The 23,243-nt window shown below is 60.7% G+C and carries 13 protein-coding genes; 7 read left to right on the top strand and 6 right to left on the bottom strand.

Going from position 1 to position 23,243, the window contains the following annotated elements; translation table 11 throughout:
* Positions 1–118 precede the first annotated feature (118 nt).
* From AC1D06_RS27885 to AC1D06_RS27895, 3 genes are all read right to left on the bottom strand, one after another.
* The gene (locus AC1D06_RS27885; protein ID WP_477989061.1) at positions 119–7,234 is read right to left on the bottom strand and encodes a cadherin-like domain-containing protein; all 7,116 of its coding nucleotides are present in this window, start codon (positions 7,232–7,234) and stop codon (positions 119–121) included.
* An 84-nt stretch (positions 7,235–7,318) separates the two neighbouring features.
* Positions 7,319–8,278: a hypothetical protein gene (locus tag AC1D06_RS27890; RefSeq protein WP_477989062.1), complete on the bottom strand. Its 960-nt coding sequence runs from the start codon at positions 8,276–8,278 to the stop codon at positions 7,319–7,321.
* A 146-nt stretch (positions 8,279–8,424) separates the two neighbouring features.
* A complete protein-coding gene (locus tag AC1D06_RS27895) occupies positions 8,425–9,378 on the bottom strand; it encodes an AraC family transcriptional regulator (protein WP_477989063.1) in 954 nt (317 codons plus the stop codon).
* A gap of 371 nt (positions 9,379–9,749) precedes the next feature.
* Between AC1D06_RS27895 and AC1D06_RS27900 the strand changes: the two genes are divergently transcribed.
* The 7 genes from AC1D06_RS27900 to ilvD all read left to right on the top strand — a co-directional run bounded on the left by AC1D06_RS27900 (position 9,750) and on the right by ilvD (position 19,637).
* Positions 9,750–10,394 (top strand): protein-L-isoaspartate O-methyltransferase family protein, encoded by a 645-nt coding sequence (locus AC1D06_RS27900; RefSeq protein ID WP_477989064.1) that lies wholly within the window; start codon positions 9,750–9,752, stop codon positions 10,392–10,394.
* A 313-nt stretch (positions 10,395–10,707) separates the two neighbouring features.
* The gene (locus tag AC1D06_RS27905) at positions 10,708–12,120 is read left to right on the top strand and encodes a TolC family outer membrane protein (protein WP_477989065.1); all 1,413 of its coding nucleotides are present in this window, start codon (positions 10,708–10,710) and stop codon (positions 12,118–12,120) included.
* Between the two features lie 189 nt (positions 12,121–12,309).
* The gene (locus AC1D06_RS27910) at positions 12,310–13,068 is read left to right on the top strand and encodes a PopZ family protein (protein ID WP_477989066.1); all 759 of its coding nucleotides are present in this window, start codon (positions 12,310–12,312) and stop codon (positions 13,066–13,068) included.
* A gap of 125 nt (positions 13,069–13,193) precedes the next feature.
* A complete protein-coding gene (locus AC1D06_RS27915) occupies positions 13,194–16,025 on the top strand; it encodes a valine--tRNA ligase (protein WP_477989092.1) in 2,832 nt (943 codons plus the stop codon).
* Positions 16,026–16,405: 380 nt separating this feature from the next.
* The gene (gene exoR, locus AC1D06_RS27920; protein ID WP_477882902.1) at positions 16,406–17,200 is read left to right on the top strand and encodes an exopolysaccharide production regulator ExoR; all 795 of its coding nucleotides are present in this window, start codon (positions 16,406–16,408) and stop codon (positions 17,198–17,200) included.
* An 85-nt stretch (positions 17,201–17,285) separates the two neighbouring features.
* Positions 17,286–17,642, top strand: a complete 357-nt coding sequence (locus AC1D06_RS27925) for a hypothetical protein (protein ID WP_477989067.1) — start codon at positions 17,286–17,288, stop codon at positions 17,640–17,642.
* A 153-nt stretch (positions 17,643–17,795) separates the two neighbouring features.
* Complete coding sequence (gene ilvD, locus AC1D06_RS27930; protein ID WP_477989068.1) at positions 17,796–19,637, top strand: dihydroxy-acid dehydratase; 1,842 nt, start codon at positions 17,796–17,798, stop codon at positions 19,635–19,637.
* Positions 19,638–19,709: 72 nt separating this feature from the next.
* Here the strand turns inward: ilvD and AC1D06_RS27935 are convergent, their stop codons facing one another.
* From AC1D06_RS27935 to AC1D06_RS27945, 3 genes are all read right to left on the bottom strand, one after another.
* Positions 19,710–21,155 carry a hypothetical protein gene (locus tag AC1D06_RS27935; protein ID WP_477989070.1) on the bottom strand — a complete coding sequence of 482 codons (1,446 nt, stop codon included), beginning with the start codon at positions 21,153–21,155 and terminating at the stop codon, positions 19,710–19,712.
* Between the two features lie 147 nt (positions 21,156–21,302).
* Positions 21,303–22,073 (bottom strand): amino acid ABC transporter ATP-binding protein, encoded by a 771-nt coding sequence (locus tag AC1D06_RS27940; protein WP_477989071.1) that lies wholly within the window; start codon positions 22,071–22,073, stop codon positions 21,303–21,305.
* A gap of 15 nt (positions 22,074–22,088) precedes the next feature.
* Entirely contained in the window at positions 22,089–23,243 is a 1,155-nt protein-coding gene (locus tag AC1D06_RS27945) for an amino acid ABC transporter permease (protein ID WP_477989072.1), read from the bottom strand.

The raw sequence follows: 23,243 nt of genomic DNA on the forward strand, positions 1-23,243 counted from the left end.
GCCTGAGCGACAGCCTCACCATACATCAGCCCGAGCACCTGCGCGCGATCCAATTCCGCGGCCTTGCCCGTATGGATACCCTGAGGCCGCAACATGCTTCAGATATTCTCCACATCGATCACAGCACGAAGTCCCCTTGTTTGAGAGCCATGGCGTCATCGAGCATGATGGCGAAATCGGCCTTATGGTCGCCGTCGGTATCGGCCTGGATGAGTGTATGGCCGGATTTCGACTCGAAACGCAGCTCGCCAGCGTGGCCATCGAACTGATCCGTGCCGATGAACTTGAACGATTGGTTGCCGCTCTTCGTCTCGTCAGCGTCGATCAGATGCAGGTCGATCTGATCGTGCTGATGATGGGAGAAATCGAGGATGAGGTCACGGCCGCCAGCCTTTACCGTGCTTTCGGCGATGTCGCGGAACAGGAATGTATCGGCACCCTTGCCGCCGCTCAGCGTGTCGGCGCCGAGGCCGCCCCACAGCGTGTTGTCCGTCTTGTTGCCAGTCAGGAGATTGGCAAGCCTGTTGCCGTTGGCATCTGTGGCGGCTGATCCGGTCAGCTGCAGCCTTTCGATATTGTCGCCGAGCGTGAAGCTGACCGATGCCTTGACGAGATCCGTGCCCGCACCCTTGGCTTCCGAAACATTGTCCTTTTTGTTGTCGACGACATAGACGTCATTGCCCTTGCCGCCACGCATATCGTCGGCGCCGGTGCCGCCATCGATTAGGTCGTTGCCGCCCAGGCCGTAGACAATGTCGTCGCCATGGCTGCCGGTCAGGGTTTCCGCAGCATCCGTGCCCCTGAACACATCCGGTGAAACGCCGTTGACGGTGATGGTGATCGTCTCGGAAGTGTGTTCACCATGGCCATCGGAGACCGTATAGCTGACCTTGACCTGGCGGCTTTCGCCCGCGTCGATATTCTGGTTGGGCGCCGTCGTCGGATCATAGACCAGTTTACCGCCCACGATTGATACGGAGCCGAAACCGGAGGTGACGCCGGCAGAAATGATCGTCAGCGTATCGCCGTCAACATCGGTGGCGTCGGCGAGCACATTCATCGTCACAGCCTTGTTCTCGAATGTCGAAGCCGAATCGAAGTCCAGCACCGGCGCGTCATCGACAGCGGTGACATCAAATGTGAGCGTATGCACGGTACTGGTGTCGTTGCCGCCATGCGCCGTGCCGCCATTGTCACTGACCGTGAATGTCAGGCTGGCAAGGCCCGTGCCGTGGGCATTGGCCGCCGGCGTCCAGACGAGGCTGGAAATATCGGCGGCAGTGATGTGCTGATTGGCGGTCACGGCGACGCCGTCGAGCGTCAGCGTGCCGGACGCAGGCAGAGCCGTGATCGTCACATAGTCGAGGCTGTTGCCATCGGTGCTGTCCGAGAAGCCGAAATCGGCAACCGAGAAGGCATGGGAGCCATCCTCGAGCAGGGACAGGGTATTGTTTGATGCCGTCGGGGCATCGCTGACAGACGTGACATTGAACGTGATGGTGTGGGCGCTGGACGTATCGAAGCCGCCGCTCTCGGTGCCGCCGTCATCGACCACCTTGAAGGTCAGGCTGGCGAGACCGGTACCATTGGCATTCGCAGCGGGCATATAGAGAAGCTTGCCGGCGGCGATGTCGCTCGCATCGATGGAATCCCCTGCATGCACGGTGACGCCATTGAGCTTGAGCGTACCGGAGGTCGGCAGCGCGGAGATGATCACCGCCGACAGAGTGTCATGGCGATCGATTGCGTCGGCAAAGCCAAAGTTGACAATCGAGAAAGTGTAGGCCGTATCCTCGAGCGTTGTCAGCGTCACATCGGCGGCAGTCGGGGCATGGTTCGTGCCGTAGATCTGACCCTCCGCATCATAGCGCTGCTGATATACGCCATAGCTATTGCCGTGCTGGCCATTGGACGCCCAGGTGACCACCCAGCCGCCATCGACAAGCGCGGTGATCTGCGGAGAAAGTTGGCTGCTGGCCGTATAGGTATTGACTCGGGTCTCGCCCCCCTGCGTGGTGCCATCTGCATTGTAGGCCTGCTGGTAGACGCCGTCGCTGCTGCCGTCCTGACCCGTGGACGTCCAGGTGACCACCCAGCCGCCATCGGCAAGCGCTGTGATCTGCGGAGAACCTTGATAGCCGGTCGTATAGGTATTGACCTGGGTCTCGTCTCCTAGCGCAGTGCCATCGGCATTATAGGCCTGTTGGTAGACACCGTAGCCATCGCCGTCCTGGTCGATGGTCGTCCAGGTGACTGCCCATCCGCCATCGGCAAGCGCGGTGACGTGCAGGGAATCTTGAGAGCCGGTCGTATAGGTGTTGACTCGGGTTTCGACCCCCTGTGTGGTGCCGTCGGCATTATAGGCCTGCTGGTAGATGCCGGTGCCACTGCCGTCCTGGCCGTTGGACTCCCAGGTCACCACCCATCCGCCATCGGCAAGCGCTGTGATCTGCGCAGAGCCTTGAGAGTCGGTCATATAGGTGTTGACCCGGGTCTCGCCCCCTTGCTTGGTGCCATCGGCGTTGTAGGCCTGCTGGTAGACGCCGGCGCCGCTGCCGTCCTGGAGATAGGATTGCCAGGTGACCACCCAACCGCCATGGGCAAGCGCGGTGATCTGCGGAGAACCTTGATCGCCGGTCGTATAGGTATTGACTCGGGTCTCGTCACCTAACTTGGTGCCGTCGGCATTGTAGACCTGCTGGTAGACACCGTAGCCATTGAGGAGCTGTTGATAGACGTCCGAGCTATCACCGTCCTGGCCATAGGACTCCCAGGTGACCACCCAGCCGCCATCGGCAAGCGCGGTGATGTGCTGGCTGTCTTGATATCTGGCGGTGTAGGTATTGACCCGGGTCTCGACACCTAACGTGGTGCCGTCGGCATTGTAGGCCTGCTGGTAGATGCCCTCGTCGTCGCCGTCCTGGCCATAGGACTGCCACGTGACCACCCAGCCGCCATCGGCAAGCGCAGTGATCTGCTGGAAATCCTGATAGCTGGTCGTATAGATATTGACCTGGGTCTCGTCACCCAGCGTCGTCCCATCAGCATTGTAGGCCTGCTGGTATATGCCGGCGGCACTGCCGTCCTGGCCGTTGGACTGCCAGGTGACCACCCATCCGCCATCGGCAAGCGCGGTGATCGTCTGGTTGAATTGCGCGCTGGCCGTCTCGGTATTGACCTGGGTCTCRGCGGCGGGCACCGCGACGACATCGAAAGTGATCGTGTGGCTAGCAGAGGTATCGGTGCCACTGGCGCCGCTATCGTCGACGACCTCAAAGGTCAGGCTGGCAAGGTCGCGCCCACTAGCGTCGGCGGGCGGCACATAGGTGAGCTTGCCGGCGGCGATGTCGCTCGGATCGATCGAATCCCCTGCATGCACGGTAACGCCGTTGAGCGTCAGCGTGCCGGAGGCCGGCAGTGTCGTGATGATCACCGCCGACAGGCTGTCGCCGTCGACATCCGAAAAGCCGAAGTTGGAAATCGCGAATGTATATGAACCGTCTTCGAGCATCGAGACGGTGTGGTCCGATGCTGTYGGGGCATCGCTGACGGACGTGACGTTGAAGGTGATGGTGTAGGAGGCAGACGTATCGAAGCCGCCGCCCTCAGTGCCGCCATTGTCGACGACCTCAAAGGTCAGGCTGGCGAGGCCTGTGCCATGCGCATTGGCGGCAGGCACATAGACCAGTTTGCCGGCGGCAATGTCGCTGGCATCGATCGAATCGCCTGCATGCACGGTGACGCCATCGAGCTTGAGCTTGCCGGAGGCCGGCAGCATCGTGATGATCACCGCGGACAGATGGTCGCCATCGATTGCATCGGCAAAGCCGAAATTGGCGGCCGAGAAGGTGTAAGAGGTATCCTCGGTCGTTGTCAGCGTCGCATCAGCTGCCGTCGGGGCATGGTTCGTGCCATAGATCTGGCCCTCCGCATCATATCGCTGCTGGTAGATGCCCCTGCCGCTGCCGTCTTGGCTGTCGGAATTCCACGTCACCACCCAGCCGCCATCGGCAAGCGCGGTGATCTTCGGGCTCTCCTGCGAGCCGGCTGTATAGGTGTTGACCTGGGTCTCGTCACCCCGTGTGGTGCCGTCGGCATTGTAGGCCTGCTGGTAGACGCCATAGCCGTCGCCGTCCTGGCCATAGGAGATCCATGTGACCACCCAGCCGCCATCGGCAAGGGCGGTGACCGGCTGGTTCTCCTGCGAGCTCGCCGTTTCAGTATTGACGCGCGTCTCGCTGCCATGCGTGGTGCCGTCGGCGTTGTAGACCTGCTGGTAGACACCGTAGCTGTTGCCGTCCTCGCCAAAGGACGTCCAGGTGATCACCCAGCCGCCATCGGCAAGCGCGGCGATCTGCGGATTGTACTGGTAGCTGTCCGTATAGGTATTGACCTGGGTTTCGACACCATAAGCGGTGCCATCGGCATTATAAGCCTGCTGGTAGATACCGTAGAGATCGCCGTCCTGGCCATCGGATATCCAGGTGACTACCCAGCCGCCATCGGCCAAAGCGGTGATCTGCGGGTCGTGTTGATTGCCGGTCGTGTATGTATTGACCCGGGTCTCGTCACCCAGCGCGGTGCCGTCGGCATTGTAGGCCTGCTGATAGGTATCACTGGTGGTCCATGTGACCACCCAGCCGCCATTGGCCAGCGCGGTGATCTGCGGGTCCTCCTGACTGTTGGTCCATTGGGTATTGACCCGGGTCTCAACCCCTTGCGTGGTGCCGTTGGCATTGTAGACCTGCTGGTAGATGCCTCCGTCATCTCCGTCCTGGTCACGGGAGCCCCAGGTGACGACCCAGCCGCCACCGGCAAGCGCGGTGATCTGCGGGTCGGTTTGATCGTCGGTGATGTATGTATTGACCCGAGTCTCGACACCCTGCATGGTGCCGTCGGCATTGTAGGCCTGCTGGTAAATGCCGGTGCCGCTGCCGTCCTCGTATTTGGAAGTCCAAGTGACCACCCAGCCCCCATCGGCAAGCGCCGTGATCTGGGGATTATCCTGGGAATCGGCCGTCACTGTGTTGACGCGCGTCTCGTCTCCCAGCGCGGTGCCGTCGGCATTGTAGGCCTGCTGGTAAATGCCGGTGCCGCTGCCGTCCTGGCCGTAGGATATCCACGTCACCACCCAGCCGCCGTCGGCCAGCGCGGTGACATGCTGGTCGTACTGATCGCCCGTCGCGTAGGTGTTGACCTCAGTTTCAACGGCAGGGACCCCGACGACGTCGAAGGTGATCGTGTGGCTGGCGGACGTATCGACACCGCCATTGGCTGTGCCGCCGTCGTCGACGACCTCGAAGGTCAGGCTGGCAAGATCGCGGCCGTTGGCGTCGGCGGCCGGCACGTAGACCAGCTTGCCGGCGGCGAGATCGCTCGCATCGATGGAATCACCCGCCTGGACCGCAACGCCATTGAGCGTCAGCGTGCCCGACGCCGGCAGCGTCGTGATGATCACAGCCGACAGGTGGTCGCCCTCGCTATCCGAAAAGCCGAAATTGGACGTCGCGAATGTATAGGAGCCGTCCTCAAGCAGTGAGACGGTGTGGTCTGATGCGGTGGGTGCATCGTTAACCGCGGAGACATTGAAGGTCAGCGTGTGGGAGGTGGAGGTATCGTGACCGCCGTCCCTGGTTGTGCCATCGTCGACAACCTCGAAGGTGAGGCTAGCGAAATCGTCGCCGTGGTCATTTGCCGTGGGCGTATAGACAAGCTTGCCGGCGGCGATGTCGCTCGCACTGATCGAGGTGCCTGCAGTCACGGCGACGCCATCGATGGTCAGCGTGCCGGAGGCCGGCAGCGTCGTGATGATCACCGCTGACAGACTGTCGCCATCGGTGCTGTCCGAAAAGCCGAAATCGGAAGCCGAGAACGTGTAAGGCGTATCTTCCAACGCGGTTAGTGTGGCATCGGATGCTGTCGGGGCCTGATGCGGATCGTAGATATGACCGTCCGAGCTGTATCGTTGCTGGTAGATCTGGGCGCCGCTTATCCAGGTGACCACCCAGCCGCCATCGGCAAGCGCAGTCATTTTCGGACTGTATTGATCGCCGGCGGTGAATGTATTGACCTGGGTCTCGCCACCCAGTGTGCTGCCATCGGCATTGTAGGCTTGCTGGTAGATGCCGCTGCCATCGCCGTCTTGCCCGCCGGATACCCAGGTCACCACCCAGCCGCCATTGGCAAGCGCGGTAATCTGCTGGCCGGATTGGTCGCCGGTTGTGTATGTATTGACCTGGGTTTCGCCGCCTTGCGTGGTGCCGTCGGCGTTGTAGGCCTGCTGGTAGATGCCGTTGCCATCGCCGTCTTGCCCGGCGGACACCCAGGTCACCACCCAGCCGCCATCGGTAAGCGCGGTGACATGCTGGTCGGATTGCGCGCCGGTCGTATAGGTATTGACCTGGATTTCGACACCCCGTGAGGTGCCGTCGGCGTTATAGGCCTGCTGATAGACACCATAGACATCGCCGTCTTGGTAGTCGGAACGCCACGTCACCACCCAACCACCGTCGGCAAGCGCGGTGATTTGCGGGCTGTCTTGCTCAACGAAGGTGTATGAGTTGACCAGCGTCTCGACACCTAACGTGGTGCCGTCGGCATTATAGGCTTGCTGGCGAATGTCGTAGATGCTGACGCCTAAGCCGTAGGAGCGCCACGTCACCACCCAGCCGCCATCGGCAAGCGCGGTGATCTGCTGGCCGGATTGGTGGCCGGTCGTAAATGTATTGACCCGGGTCTCAACACCCTGTGTGGTGCCATCGGCATTATAGGCCTGCTGGTAGATACCGTAGTAACTGCCATCTTCTCCGTTGGATTGCCACGTCACCACCCAGCCGCCATCGCTAAGCGCGGTGATCTGTGGGGTGTCTTGCGAGTCGGTGACATATGTGTTGACGAGAGTTTCGCCACCCAGTGTGGTGCCATCGGCATTGTAGACCTGCTGGTAGACGCCGAAGGGGGCGCCACCGTCCTGGCCCCAGGCTTGCCAAGTCACCACCCAACCGCCACCGGTAAGCGCCGTGATCTGAGGGGTGTATTCGGATGTTGCTACGGTATTGACCTGAGTCTCGACACCCTGTTTGGTGCCGTCGGCATTGTAAGCTTGCTGGTAGATGCCGTTTCGGCCATCGGCCTCCCAGGTGACCACCCAGCCGTGATCTGCAAGCGCCGTGATCTGGTGACTGTCATCGGCGGAGGCGGTGACCTGGGTCTCGGCGGGTGAGCTATGCGTCATGGCGCAATCCTATTCCGTAATTCGTTCCGATCTCGGCCGCCTGGATCGGCCTTGAAGCGTTAGACAGCCTCGTCGGCGCGAAACCTATTGAGGCGGCGGTGAACTGTCTCCGCCCATTTTTGACACGCGATCGGAGTTGGCTTGACAGGGTGCCATCGAGGGGCCGTCATCGGATGCGAAGGCCAATGCGAAGGCCGCATCGATGATCACCAATTTGAACGCCTGGGCGCGCGCATAATCCTTGCGGAAATCGCTGGATAACCACATCGCGGAATGGCCGCGCCGTCCGGTCCAGCCGATATGACCGGTTCGCTCGCCGTTCACGAGTTTGCGCGCGGCATGCGATCTGGAGAGGCCATAGGCCCGGGCGATTTCGGAAATGGAGGTGATATCGGTGATCGACCGTTCCCCTTCCGTCGCGGTTGTACAGTCGATCCCGGCCATCAGGCGATCCATCAGCAGGCCGCCCTGGTCCATCCAGGTAAAAAGCGAGTAGACCGGCCCAGGATTGCGCACATCGGCGCAAGTCAACAGTTCGCCGCAGACAAACGGTTCCATTGCGGCGAGTGCGGCAGACAGGTTTGCGGAAAAACGGGGCAGCCGTGGCGCTCCGCCGAGCGCATCCAGGGCCTGCAGATGCGCAGAATACCACTCGGCGAGAAGCGCGATCGTCGCCTCCGTCGGCTCGATCGGCAACATGCTGTTCGGCAAGCGTGGCTGGCCTTCGAACGGGACAGGCCGGGCGAAGCCGTATTTTACCGCTTCGGCCAGGAAGGCCCGCGCCGTGTTGCGGCTGGCGAGCTCATGGCCGACAACGTCCTGCATGAAATTGTACAGCGTCAAACCGCTTTCGGCGGAAACCGATCGGCGAAAGTGGAGCGAAATCGCGATGTGAGACATCAACCAGCGCTGCTGGCTGGCAAACAGCGAAGATGCACGCGGCGAATTGTCATGGGTGCGCATGAACCCCCTGGCAAGTTCACACATGACGCGAAGGCAGCCGGGCTTGGCCAGCAATTGTTCGGTCCGTGCACGCCACGGCATTCACCACTCCGTCCATCCTGCTGCCGAACAAGGATTGGACGCTTAACAGAGGCGTGGGTTACCGTCTTCTCATTGCGCGCACGCGCCCAGCTTAAGCTCAGTGCAGAGCCCAATTATCCAGCCCGAAGGCGCAGATCCGCAGCAGATCAATGTCGGGAAAGGGAGCGCATATCCGTCGGCGTCATGCCGGAGGAATCCCGGAACGCGCGATAGAATGTCGCAAGACTGTCAAAGCCGCTGGCAAAGGCGATATCGGCGACAGACCGTGCCGGCATCGTCTCCAGCAGCAGGCACGCGGTGCGGATTCGGATGGCCGTCAACGTCCTGGAGAAAGACAGGCCCGTCGGCTCGAACAGGACATGGATCTGCCGCAAGGAAATTCCGAGCTCACGCGCGACCGCTCCCGGCGACAGGTTCGGGTCATGGTGATCGCGTGCGAGAACCTCATGCGCGGCATGGAAGAAGCCTGCGCGCAGCGCTGCCCGGCATTCCGGCATGCCCGGCGGCAGGCGTCCGCGCTCAAGCATGGCGAGCCTGGCGACATGCGTAATCGCAGAGAAGGGATCGGCGAGATCGCGCCATCCGCCGATTATGGCGTTGAAGAGCGCCGAAAGTGGTCGGGCGAATGTGCTATTCGGCGCGGACACCGCCGCGAAAAGATCATGTGCGGGTGCTGCCAACAGAATGTCGCCCGAGAGCGGAATCTTCAACATCCGATAGTGGAAGCCGTCGGCACGCTGCGGGGTGCCGGTATAGGGCAGATCGGAATGATTGATGGCGAGATCGCCCTCCCGCACGGACAATATGCGCCCGCGGCCGACATCCACCCAGCCTGGCCCACGCACCTGGCGCGAGATGCACAGGCTGTTGCCGGCCACCCGGCCGATATCCTTGTCGGTCCGGCTCAGTTTGTAAGACGAGGCCTGCATTTCCGAGACCACCGCACCGCCGACCTGGGCGGCGCTGAATCGCCCGAAAAAATCGGCTCGACGCTCGCGCGGCAATTCGATCGTGACGCCAAACAAGTTCCTGCCGCGCGTCTCGCACCAGTGATCGAAACGATCCCGCAGAGGCAGGTCATCGGTGGAGAAATGGAGCATCGTGGTATTTTATCCGCGAAACATATAAAGTTTTCCCAGAGCGTGGCCATTTCCAGTGAACTGAACCGAACAATTCATCTAATGTCTGATGTTGCGCGGCATCAATGATCAGCATTCTGCCTGTGACAGAATTCGAAAGCCTCGGTCCGAAAAGGTGATCGGGGGCGGGGACGGGGGATTCACGCCGCTTATGAACGCCCTGCGCCGCAGAGGCGAGGCATTTTTCTTTCGGCACAGACGATAAGCCGGCTCTACCCGACCGCGCCGAAATTTGCCGCAATGCCGCACGCTCCCTTGAAAGCTGCGCAGAGGGCAAGTAAGACCGGCAGTGATCCCGCCGGTTTCAAGGCATGTAGTAGGGGCATCCGACCATGGACTATTCAGCGCAGCGCACCAAGATGATCGACAGCCAACTCCGGACAACGGATGTGACGTCGCATTCCATCCTGACGGCCTTCTTCAATGTCGAACGCGAGAAATTCGTCGCGGACCGCCTCAAGGCCGTCGCCTATATCGATACCGACCTGGAGATCGGCCCGGGACGTTATATCATGGCGGCCTCGCCGCTGGCCAAGATGCTGCAGCTGGCGGCGGTGAGCAAGTCCGATTCGGTACTCGAGGTCGGGACCGGAACCGGTTACGCCACGGCGCTTCTCGCGCAACTCGCCGGCACGGTGACGTCCGTGGAGAGCGACGCATYGCTGCTCGACGCGGCGAAAGCCAATCTGGAGGGTGTCGCCAATGTGACGCTCGTCAGCGGCGCGCTTTCGGCCGGCTATCCGGGCAAGGCGCCTTTTGACCTGATTTTCGTCAACGGCGCCGTCGATACGCTGCCGACCGCGCTTTTCGATCAGCTCAAGGAAGGCGGCAGGCTCGTCGCGGTGGTTGGGCAGGGGCTGTCTTCCGGCGCGCGCATTTTCGTCCGCGAGCAGGGTCGCCAGTCCGAGCGCTTCGCTTTCAACGCCTCCGTCGGCAAGCTGCCGGGCTTCGACAAGGTTGCCGAATTCGTTTTCTGACATCGTTTTGACACAAACAAGCCGCGCGATCGACGCCTGCCGACAGCGTGGTTTGATTCTTATCAATGTACTAAGCTGTTGATTCAGCCATTAACCTTGTTGCCCACTGGCAATGTGAATTCATATTGTACCATAAAGATTCGCATGGGCGGTTGCGGATAGGGCTGTCGCCTCTGCTATAATGCCGAAGCAGCCCTGATGCGGGATTTGCAGACTGAATTGCCGGCGCATGAGGTGGCGGCAGTCGAATCGTATCGCCGGCATGGCGATCGGGCGGCGAAAGCTGCGGACGGGGTGACTTGACGTGTGGAAAATGAGAACGGCCTTGCTTGCCGCGATCGTGGTGCCGGTTTCCCTGGCTGTCTATGGCCCTGCGAACGCCGGCAGCATTACCGAGGCGATGGAAAAGGCCTATCTGAACAACCCCGACCTAAATGCAGCCCGCGCCGGGCTGCGCGCCACCGACGAGAGTGTGGCGATCGCCAAGGCTGGCTGGCGGCCACAGATTTCGGCTTTTGCTCAGAAGACGTATAATCAATATGACATGAACGTGCATGGCGTCACCTCGCAGACCGGGCTTGATGGGAAGCCGGTGGCCATCCAGGACAAACACGACTTTCAGAACGCTTCGATCGGCATCACAATCACGCAGCAGGTCTTCGACGGCTTTCAGACCCTGAACAACGTCAAGGCCGCCGAAGCCAGTGTCTACTCCGAACGGGCCTCGCTGAAGGCGCGGGAGATTCAGACATTGCTCTCGGCAGCGCAGGCTTTTGCCGATATCGCGCTCAATCAGGATATCGTCGTCATCCGCAAGCAGAACATGGCCTTCCTGCGTGAGCAGGTGAATGCTGCCAAGTCACGACTCGCTGTAGGCGAAGGGACGAAGACGGATGTCAGTCTGTCACAATCGGAACTGGCGCAGGCGCAGGCTCTGCTGGCCGGCGCGGTATCTCAACTCAGGCAAAGCCAGGCGGTTTACGTTCAGATCGTCGGCGATGCGCCGAAGGGCATCAAGCAGGCGCCACCGCTTGCCAGGGTGATTCCTGCGAGCATAGACAAGGCGGTCGCCACAGGCTGGCGGGATCATCCGCAGATTCTTGCAACGATGTATTTGATCGATCAGGCAGGATTCCAGGTCAAATCCGCCGAAGGTCAGATGTTGCCGGGCGTCGTTATTCAAGGACAGATTGCAGGCAACACCGGCAACTCGCCCTTTACCGATCTCAACGACTACTCAACCTCGTCATTGACCGCCCGCCTCAATATCCCGATCTACCAGGGCGGCGCCGAATATGGCCAGATCCGCCAGGCCAAGGAACGACTCGGCCAGCAGCAGATCCTGCTCGATTCGGTCCGGCTCGACGTGCAGAAGACGATCGTCGCCGGCATGGCCCAGTATCAGGCGTCCGAGGCAACGATTTCGGCCGGCATGGTGCAGTTGCGCGCGGCCAATGATGCACTTGCCGGCGTGATCGAAGAGCGCAAGGTCGGGCAGGCGACCACATTGGACGTCCTCGACTCCCAGGCCAAGGTTCTGCAGGCCAGGGAGACCCTTGCCCAGGCGCGCCGCGATTCGGTGGTTGCCAGCTATTCCACCGTCGCGGCAATGGGACATCTGACGATCGAGGACCTCCGCCTCAAGGTGCAGAAATACGATCCTGAAGAGCACTACAATGCCGTCAAGGACAAGTGGATCGGATTGCGGACGGTCGACGGCCGTTAATTTCATTCCGGCTATCGGACGGCCATAAAACTGTGCATCATATCATTTTATTGATTCGTAGCGGTTTTTTCCGATCGGGTGATGACATAGTCTGCTATCGGTTGCGTCGGTCGGGGCGCAAATCGTCAATGCGGCAGAATATTACCGGGGACTGAAATGGCTCAGCCAAATGTAGTGCGTGAACCCTCCATGGACGAGATCCTGGCTTCCATTCGCAGGATCATCGAAAGCAACGAGCCGGTATTGCAGGCTGGTGTGGCGACCCTCGCTGCTGAACCGGCGGGCTTCAATGGCCGTCCCGCAAATGACGATTCCGACGATGTCAGCCTGACCGTCGATGACCACTTCACCGACACCCGACAGACCTATGCGCCGGCCGAAGTCGTCTCTCCGCCGCTCCTGCGCGCGGTCGCGGATGCGGATGTCCGAGATCACGAACAGCAGCAGCCGAACAGCCTGCATGCCGCCAACCCGGCGCCGCAGAAATCGCTGTCGCTCGCCGATGTCGCTGCCCGCGTGCGTGCAGCTTCCGAGCGCGGCGCTGCCGTCCGCGAGCAAGCTCCGTCGCAGGCCGCAGCGGATGAGCAGATTGCGCGTCCTGCCGTGGAAGCCGCCGCGATGCCGATGGCCGCCGAGCGGATGCACGAGGTTGCTGCGGAGCCGGAGACCGATACCCGCATGGCGCCGGTCGAGATGCACCGCGAGGAACCGCCGTTGCGCGACGAGCCCACGTCGCTGATGTCGTCCATGGCCGGCGAACAGGTAGCCCGCTCGTTCCAGGATCTGGCGCTCGCCGTCGAAAGCGCTGAGCGGCGCTCGTTCGACGAGATCGCCGAGGATATGCTCAGGCCCATGCTGCAGGAATGGCTGGACGACAATCTGCCGACGCTGGTGGAACGGCTCGTGCGCGAAGAAATCGAGCGCGTGGTGCGTGGTCCCCGGCGCTGAATTCCGGAATGCTTTTGACCCCGTCGAAGCCGCCTCCGGGCGGCTTTTTCATTGACCGCGATTGACTTGCCCATCGCGTTACCGCTACGGAGTGCGCAAAAATCATGACCAGCGACGGTATCCCCATGCTCGACAAAACCTATGATTCGGCGTCCGTTGAACCGAAGATCGCCAGGAAATGGGAAGAGGCCGATGCCTTCGGGGCAGGGGCCAATGCCAAGCCGGGCGAGGACACTTTCTGCATCGTCATCCCGCCGCCGAACGTCACCGGCTCGCTGCATATGGGCCACGCGCTCAACAACACGCTGCAGGACATCATGGTCCGCTTCGAGCGGATGCGCGGCAAGGACGTGCTCTGGCAGCCGGGCATGGACCATGCCGGCATCGCCACGCAGATGGTGGTCGAACGCCAGTTGAAGGAACGGCAGGAGCCGTCGCGCCGCGACATGGGCCGCGAAGCCTTCGTCGATCGCATCTGGCAGTGGAAAGCCGAGTCCGGCGGCATGATCTTCAACCAGCTCAGGCGCCTTGGCGCGTCCTGCGACTGGTCGCGCGAGCGCTTCACCATGGACGAAGGCCTGTCGCAGGCCGTGCTCGAAGTCTTCGTCCGGCTCTACAAGGAAGGCCTGATCTACAAGGACAAGCGGCTGGTCAACTGGGACCCGAAGCTCCTGACCGCCATTTCCGACCTTGAAGTCGAACAGGTCGAGATCAAGGGCAATCTCTGGCACCTGCGCTATCCGCTCGAGCCCGGCGTTACCTATCAGCATCCGATCGCCTTCGACGAAGAGGGCACTCCGACGGAATTCGAAACCCGCGACTATCTCGTCGTCGCGACCACGCGACCGGAGACGATGCTGGGCGATACCGGCATAGCCGTTCATCCCTCCGACGTCCGCTATCAGGCACTGGTCGGCAAACATGTGATCCTGCCGATCGTCGGCCGCCGCATTCCGATCGTCGCCGATGAATATCCCGATCCGACGGCCGGCACCGGTGCGGTCAAGATGACCCCGGCGCACGATTTCAACGACTTCGAGGTCGGCAAGCGTGCCGGTCTCAGGATGATCAACGTGCTGACGGTCGAAGGCAATATCACCATCAAGGACAACGAGGATTTCCTCGAAGGGCTGGAAGCGAGCGCACTGGAGCTTCCCGGCGTCTGGGATCAACTCGAAGGCCAGGATCGCTTCGCGGCGCGCAAGCTGATCGTCCAGGTGCTGGAAGAGGCGAACCTGCTCGACAAGGTCGAGCCGCATACACATATGGTCCCGCATGGCGACCGCGGCGGCGTGCCGATCGAGCCGCGTCTCACCGAACAATGGTATGTCGACGCCAAGACGCTGGCGCAGCCGGCGATCAAATCGGTCCGAGAGGGCTGGACAAACTTCGTGCCGAAGAACTGGGAAAAGACCTATTTCGAATGGATGGAAAACATCCAGCCGTGGTGCGTCTCCCGTCAGCTCTGGTGGGGCCATCAGATTCCGGCCTGGTATGGCCCTGATGGTTCGGTCTTCGTCGAGAAGACCGAGGAAGAGGCGCTGCACGCCGCCATTCAGCATTACCTTGCCAATGAAGGCCCGTGGAAGGCCTGGGTTGGGGAAAAGCTGGAAGAGATGAAGCCCGGCGATATCCTCACCCGCGACGAGGACGTACTCGACACATGGTTCTCCTCGGCGCTCTGGCCGTTCTCGACGCTCGGCTGGCCCGACAAGACGCCGGAGCTCGATCGCTATTATCAGACCGATGTGCTGGTCACCGGCTTCGACATCATCTTCTTCTGGGTTGCCCGGATGATGATGATGGGCCTGCATTTCATGAAGGACAAGGACGGCACTCCGGTCGAACCGTTCCACACGGTCTATGTGCATGCGCTGGTGCGCGACAAGCACGGACAGAAGATGTCGAAGTCCAAGGGCAATGTCATCGACCCCCTGGAGCTGATCGATGAATATGGCGCCGATGCGCTGCGTTTCACGCTGGCGATCATGGCCGCGCAGGGCAGGGACGTGAAGCTCGATCCCGCCCGCATCGCCGGCTATCGCAATTTCGGCACCAAGCTCTGGAATGCGACGCGCTTCGCCGAAATGAACGGCGTCAAGCCCGATCCCGCCTTTACGCCGGCCGATGCCAAACAGACGGTCAATCGCTGGATTCTGACCGAGCTCGATAAGACCATCGCGGAAGTGACGGCGGGGATCGAGCAGTTCAAGTTCAACGAGGCGGCCGGTGCGCTTTACCGCTTCATCTGGAATCAATACTGCGACTGGTATCTGGAACTGCTGAAGCCGTTGTTCGGCGGCGAAGACGAGGCGGCGAAGGCCGAATCTCAGGCCTGTGCAGCCTATGTGCTCGACCAGACCTACGCTCTCCTGCACCCGTTCATGCCGTTCATGACCGAAGAGCTCTGGGCGCATACGGCAAGCCGCGAGACGCTGCTCTGCCACGCAGAGTGGCCGGTGCCGACCTTCGCCGACAACACGGCGGCCGACGAGATCAACTGGCTGATCGAACTGGTCACCGGCATCCGCTCCGTGCGTTCGGAAATGAACGTGCCGGCCGGCGCCACTGCGCCGCTGATTCTCGTTGACGCCAGCCCGACGACGCGGGCGCGGGCGGAACGCCACGATGCCGCCATCAAGCGGCTGGCGCGCGTGGAAGTGATCTCCTTTGCCGACGAGGCCCCCAAGGGCGTGGTGCAGATCGTGCTGGGCGAAGCGGTCGCCTGCCTGCCGCTCGGCAGCCTGGTGGACGTTGCCGCGGAAAAGTCGCGACTCGAAAAGGCCAAAACCAAGGTGGAAAGCGACATCACCCGCACCGCGGCCAAGCTCGGCAACGAGAAATTCGTCGCCAATGCCGATCCGGACGTCGTGGAAGCCGAGCGCGAAAAACTGGCCGAACTCGACCAGCAGCTCATCAGCCTGAAGATTGCGCTGCAACGTATTTCCGAAGCCTGAATTCAATCTCTACTGTGCCGAACTTGATGCGGGCAGATTTCTATCTGCCCGCAATTGTTTTGTGACGATTTCGCAACACATTTGGCGTTATTGTCCGGGGCGCGCCGGGGCTCTGGAAAGGTTGTCCATTTCCTGCCACAAACCAAGCGCAGCGAGGATGCACAGAGATTGCACGGCGCCGCGGGTGGGGCCGTGGCAAGGCTAGAATGATACGCTTGGAATCGAAGAACACAGTCACTCCGCCTGTTATTTCCGGCTCAACGGAAAGGGTGGTGCGGATTCTTGCGTTCGCCATTTTGCGTACCCATTTGAGCCCAACTCGTGGATTAGAGATGTCGGGTTGCGTTTTTTTGCCCGACCCCGGGAGAGTTTGAGTAGCGATGCCGCAGCTTGCGTTGAAGAGACTGAATGGAATGATCGTCGCCGCTGCACTTATCGTGCTCGGCGCCGCCAGCTCGGCTTTTGCGCTCGACCCCAATGCCGTTTCCAAGGATTCCGGTCCGTTCGACCTGTTCAAGCTTGGTTTCAAAGCCTATCACGAGGGCAACAAGCAGGAAGCCGTCGAAGCCTACCGCTATGCAGCCGAGAAGGGCCATACCGGTTCGCGCTGGGCGCTTGCCACCATGTATGCCGATGGCGACGGGGTGACGAAGGACGATTTCGAAGCCTTCAAGATCTATTCCGAAATCGCCAACCAGGGCGTCGAGCCTGGCTCCAACGATACCGGCTTCTTCGTCAACGCGCTGATGGCGCTCGCCGAATATTATCAGAAGGGCATTCCGGAAAGCCCGGTTCATATCGATCTCAGCCAGGCGCGACAGCTCTATTTCCAGGCTGCATCGGCCTTCGGCGATGCCGAAGCACAGTTCCGGCTCGCCAAGATGCTGCTGGCGGGCGAGGGCGGTTCGGTCAACATCAAGCAGGCCAAGAAATGGCTGAACCACGCCCGCCGCGACGGCCATGCCGGCGCCATGGGCATGTTCGGCAATGTGATCTTCCAGGAGGGCCAGACGGTGCGCGGCCTTGCCTATATGACCGCCGCACTCGATAACTGCGAACCTCGCGACCACGACTGGCTGCAGGCGATGCAGGAACAGGCATTTTCGATCGCCAGCGAGGATGATCGTCGCAAGGCCATCGCGCTTGCCGTCAATATCAAAAAAGGCGACGACTGAACGTCCGACGGCCAAGCTTCTTTTTCCCAGTATCGGTTGGTCCGTCAAATCCGTGATGATACAGCCCTTGCCAGCGGATTGTCCGATGCCGGCCGAAAAAGATCCTGTCTACAAAGTCACAAAACGCATTGCGGTCATAGTCCTGGTCGGCAGCATACTGATGGGGATCATCGCCGCCTTTATTCCCGGAATGCCTGCTGGATTTCCAGTCATGATTCCCGCGATGGGGCTGATGATCGCCGCAGGCCTCTATCGCCTGACGCAGGAGCCGCGCGGCTCAGTCACCCGGCGCGCGGTCAGGAACTTCAACAGCGCTTATCGTCCGCTCACACCGCTTGAGCCGAAACGCTGGGAGCGCCACCCGAGTGAGGGTGAGGATCTGTCCAAGATCGATCCGGAAAAGCTTCGAGCAGAGATCGAAGCGCTGAAGCGACGCATGTGACGAATCCCTGGATGGCAATTCGGGCCGGGCGTACCGGATCAGCCCTCTCCGATAGTGACACACCCCCGCATTTGGAGTACCACGGCGAAATTTCGGAAAAAACCGATGTTTCCGGCCGCAATGTTGGCCGATGAGGAAGCCGAGGATCACGTCATGCCTGCATACCGTTCGAGAACCACGACCCATGGACGCAATATGGCCGGAGCCCGCGGGCTTTGGCGCGCCACGGGCATGAAGGACAGCGATTTCGGCAAGCCGATCATTGCCGTGGTCAATTCCTTCACCCAGTTCGTGCCAGGCCATGTGCATCTGAAAGATCTCGGCCAGCTCGTGGCGCGCGAAATCGAGGCCGCCGGCGGCGTCGCCAAGGAATTCAACACGATCGCCGTCGACGACGGCATCGCCATGGGCCATGACGGGATGCTCTATTCGTTGCCGTCGCGCGAACTGATCGCCGACAGCGTCGAATATATGGTCAACGCCCATTGCGCCGACGCCATGGTCTGCATCTCCAATTGCGACAAGATCACGCCCGGCATGCTGATGGCGGCACTGCGCATCAACATCCCCGTTGTCTTCGTCTCCGGCGGGCCGATGGAGGCAGGCAAGGTCGTGCTGCACGGCAAGACGCATGCGCTCGACCTCGTCGACGCTATGGTTGCCGCTGCCGACGACAAGATCAGCGACGAGGACGTGCAGGTGATCGAGCGCTCGGCCTGTCCGACCTGCGGTTCATGCTCCGGCATGTTCACCGCCAATTCGATGAACTGYCTGACTGAAGCGCTCGGCCTGTCGCTGCCAGGCAATGGCTCGACGCTAGCCACCCATGCCGATCGCAAGCGCCTGTTTGTCGAGGCCGGTCATCTGATCGTCGATCTGGCCCGGCGTCATTACGAACAGGACGATGCATCGATCCTGCCGCGCTCCGTTGCCAACAAGAAGGCTTTCGAAAATGCCATGGCGCTCGACATTGCCATGGGCGGCTCGACCAATACCGTGCTGCACATCCTTGCCGCCGCGCATGAGGGTGAGGTGGATTTCACCATGGCCGATATCGACGCGCTGTCGCGCCGGGTACCCTGCCTCTCCAAGGTGGCGCCGGCCAAAAGCGACGTGCATATGGAAGACGTGCATCGCGCCGGCGGCATCATGTCGATCCTCGGCGAGCTCGATCGTGGCAACCTGCTCAACCGCGACTGCGTCACCGTGCATTCGGCGACGCTCGGCGACGCCATCGACCGCTGGGACATCACCCGCACCAACAGCGAGTCGGTACGCAATTTCTATCGTGCTGCCCCTGGCGGCATTCCCACGCAGGTGGCCTTCAGCCAGGAAGCGCGCTGGGACGATCTCGACACTGACCGCGAAAAGGGCGTCATCCGCTCGGTCGAGCACCCATTCTCAAAGGATGGCGGTCTTGCCGTGCTCAAGGGCAACCTTGCCGTCGATGGCTGCATCGTCAAGACGGCCGGCGTCGATGAAAGCATCCTGAAATTCTCCGGTCCGGCAAAGGTCTTCGAGAGCCAGGACGCGGCCGTCAAGGGCATCCTCTCCAATGAAGTGGTTGAAGGCGATGTCGTCGTCATCCGCTACGAGGGGCCGAAGGGCGGGCCGGGCATGCAGGAAATGCTCTATCCGACCAGCTATCTCAAGTCCAAGGGTCTCGGCAAGGCCTGCGCGCTGATCACCGACGGCCGTTTCTCCGGCGGCACGTCGGGCCTGTCGATCGGCCATGTCTCGCCGGAAGCCGCCAATGGCGGCCTGATCGGCCTCGTCCGCGAAGGCGACCGCGTCGAGATCGACATCCCCAATCGGACGATCACGCTTGCCGTCGACGAAGCAACGCTTGCCGCCCGCCGTGCAGAGCAGGATGCGTTCGGCTGGAAGCCGGAGGCTCCGCGCAAGCGCAATGTGACGACGGCGCTGAAGGCCTATGCGGCCTTCGCCACCAGCGCCGACCGCGGCGCGGTGCGTGACCTCAACGCCTTCAAGTAATTTATCAACCATCAAAGAAGAGGGGCGCGGTGATCAGCCGCGCCCCTTTTGCATTGTCAGGTCGGTGACGGCTCAGCCGCCATCATCGTCACCGCCGCCGTCGTCACCACCGGAATCATCGCCACCGCCATCATCCGGCGCGGAATCATCACCGCCATTGTCCTCCGGCTCGGCCTGATCGTCCTGACCGCCATCATCCGGTGCCGCCTGGTCGTCATTGTTGTCGTCCGGCGCGGCTTGATCGTCGTTGTTATCGTCGGGTGCCGCCTGATCGTCATTGTTGTCGTCAGGAGCGGCCTGGTCGTTGTTGTCGTTGTTGTCGTCCGGCGCAGCCTGATCGTTGTCATTATCGGCAGGGGCTGCATTGTCTTCATCGGCTTCGTCCGGAGCGGCTGCATCCTCGCTTTCGTTATCGTTCAGGTAGGACTGGTCATCTGTCGCCTGATCGTTGTCTTCGACATTGGACTGTGCATCCGCTTCCGGATCGGGATTGTCGCCGACGTCATCGATCTTCTCGTTGTCATCATGGTCTTCGGCGGTGTCGATCGCCTTGTCTTCGTCGGTTGCCTGGTATTCCTGCTCGACCGAAGCCTCGGTCGTTTCCTCGGTCTGCTCGTATTCCGATTCGAACGAGCTATATTCTTCCGACGTCTGCTCGAAGTCGTAGCTTTCGCTCGTCTCGACTGATTCCTCGTAGGATGCCCAGGAATAGGATTCATAGTAGGAGGAGGATTCGGAATAGCTGTAGCTGACCTGTTCGGAGTAATACTGCCACGAATCGGCGTAGAACGAGACGTAAGCCGGTTCATAGGCGGCATAGTAATAATAGTAGCCGGCATAATAGCCGGCGAAGTCGGCCAGGATGAAGGCCGTGTACCATTGCTGGTTTGCGAGGCGATTGGCATTCTCTGCCTTGGCAAGCAGCTTGCGCAGGCGGTTGATCTCGGCCTGCTGGCGCTTGGTCGCCTTCTTGTTGGCGGCCATCTTGTCGAGATGGCGCTGCATGTCGTGGATGCGCCGGCCATTCGACTTGGCGAGATCCTTGTCATTGGCCGCCTTGCCGCCCTTGACGCGCTTCAGATAGGCGCGCCAGGCCTTGTTCAGCGTATCGACGCCGATCCCGACCTTCTTGTCCTTCAGATTGGCCAGGCGATAGGTCTGGTTGAGCTGGGCGATCTCTTGGCCGAGCTTCGGCAACGAGGCTGCCAAGGCCTTGCTGTCCTTCGCCTGCGCAGCCTGCTTGACCACTTTGATCGCCTTCATGGTCGAGGCGAGCGATTTCAGGAAGGGTGCGCTCTTGCCGCGCTCTGGCTTCGGCAATTGCTTGAACGCCTTGTAGATGAAGGCGATCGATTCCTGCTGCTTGCGCAGCAGTTGGTCGGCATTGAGCTTCTTGGCCTGGAATTCGGCCCGCGTCTCAGCCCGCGTGTCCACAGCAGAGGGCGCCAGGATGGCGACGCTCAGTCCCAGGGAAAGYAGAAATGCCGAGACCATTGATGTAGATTTGGATTTTGTCATGTTTCCCCCAAATACCCTCGTTGGCGCGCCAATGCCTAGCACGCCAAAGCTTTACGTTTTCGACTTTGTTTGGGGGGAAATCGATCTTTAACCGGAATTTTCTGCAGAGGCCGTTACTTGGCCTCCGCAGATTGATATCCGTCAAAACTAATGCAGGATCTGGCTGAGGAACAGCTTCGTCCGTTCATGCTGGGGGTTGTCGAAGAACTGGCCAGRCTCGTTCTGCTCGACAATCTGGCCCTGGTCCATGAAGATCACCCGATTCGCCACCTGGCGGGCAAAGCCCATTTCGTGGGTGACGCAGAGCATGGTCATGCCTTCTTCTGCAAGTCCCACCATGGTGTCGAGCACTTCCTTGACCATTTCCGGGTCCAGCGCCGAGGTCGGTTCGTCAAACAGCATGATCTTCGGCCGCATGCAGAGCGCACGTGCGATCGCCACGCGCTGCTGCTGGCCGCCGGAAAGCTGGCCGGGATATTTCTTCGCCTGTTCGGGGATTTTCACCCGGGTGAGAAAGTGCATGGCAACTTCCTCGGCCTGCTTCTTCGGCATCTTGCGCACCCAGATCGGTGCGAGGGTGCAGTTTTCCAGGATCGTCAGGTGCGGGAAGAGGTTGAAGTGCTGGAACACCATACCGACTTCGCGCCGCACCTCGTCGATGCGCTTGAGATCGTTGGTCAGTTCGATGTTGTCGACGACGATCCGACCTTTCTGGTGCTCTTCCAGCCGGTTGATGCAGCGGATCATCGTCGACTTGCCGGAGCCGGACGGGCCGGCGATGACGATGCGCTCGCCCTTCATCACCTTGAGATTGATGTCACGTAGCACATGGAATTCGCCGTACCATTTGTTCATGCCGACGATGTCGACGGCAATTTCCGTCGTCGAAACGGTCATCTTTTGAGCGGCTTCAGCCATGGATTTCCCCTTTTGTTATCGTTTGTGTCCGGTGTCGAGGCGCCGCTCGACGAATGCTGAATAGCGCGACATGCCGAAGCAGAACAGCCAGAAAGTAAAGCCTGCAAAGATCAGTCCGGTCAACGGCGTCACTGGCGTGACCCAGCGGGCGTCGCCGAAACTGGCTTTGACGATGCCGAGCAGGTCATACATGTTGATGATCGATACCAGCGACGTATCCTTGAACATGCCGATGAAGGTGTTGACGATACCCGGAATGACCAGCTTGATCGCCTGCGGCATGATGATGAAAGTCATTTTCTGGAAGAAGTTCAAACCGAGGGCGTCAGCGCCTTCGTACTGCCCCTTCGGAATCGCCTGCAGCCCGCCGCGAATGACTTCGGCCATGTAGGCCGATGCGAATATCGAAACGCCGACCAGCGCGCGCAGGAATTTGTCGATATTGGTACCGGGCGAAAGGAAAATCGGCAAAAGCACGCTCGCCATGAACAGCACGGTGATCAGCGGCACACCGCGGATAAGCTCGATGAAGGCGACACAGGCTGCTTTGAGGATCGGCATCTTCGAACGCCGCCCGAGGGCCAGCAGGATGCCGACAGGCAGTGACACGACGATGCCCACAAAGGACAGGATCAGTGTCACCATCAGCCCACCCCAATTGGTGGTCTCGACCGGAGAAAGGCCAAACCAGCCGCCGAGGAGCAGAAAATAGGCGATGATCGGTAGGGCAACCAGCAGGAGAATGGCGTTCAGACCCTTGCGGGGAAGCGAAGGCATCAGGAACGGCACCAGCAGCCCGACGAACAGCAGCGCAACCAGGATCGGCCGCCACAGTTGATCGCGTGGATAGGAGCCGACCATGAACTGGGTAAACCAGTTGCCAACATAGGCCCAGCAGGCACCGCTCCATCCGTCCGGTCGTGTGCCGCCTTGGGCAATCGTCGCGCAAGCGGTGCGGTCGGGTCCACTCCAGATGGCCGATATGAAAAGCCAGTCGAAGACCGACACAACGAACCAGACGATGACGAGAATGACGACCACGCTGATGATCGTATCCTTTATCGACGCAAACAGGTTCCGGCGCGCCCACCCCCAGGCAGTCTTGTCATTCGTCGGCGCGCTTTGCGCAGCGATGGCTTGGGTGCGTACATAAGCAATGTTCTCAGCCAT

The organism is Rhizobium sp. P2_G2 (assembly GCF_056403555.1).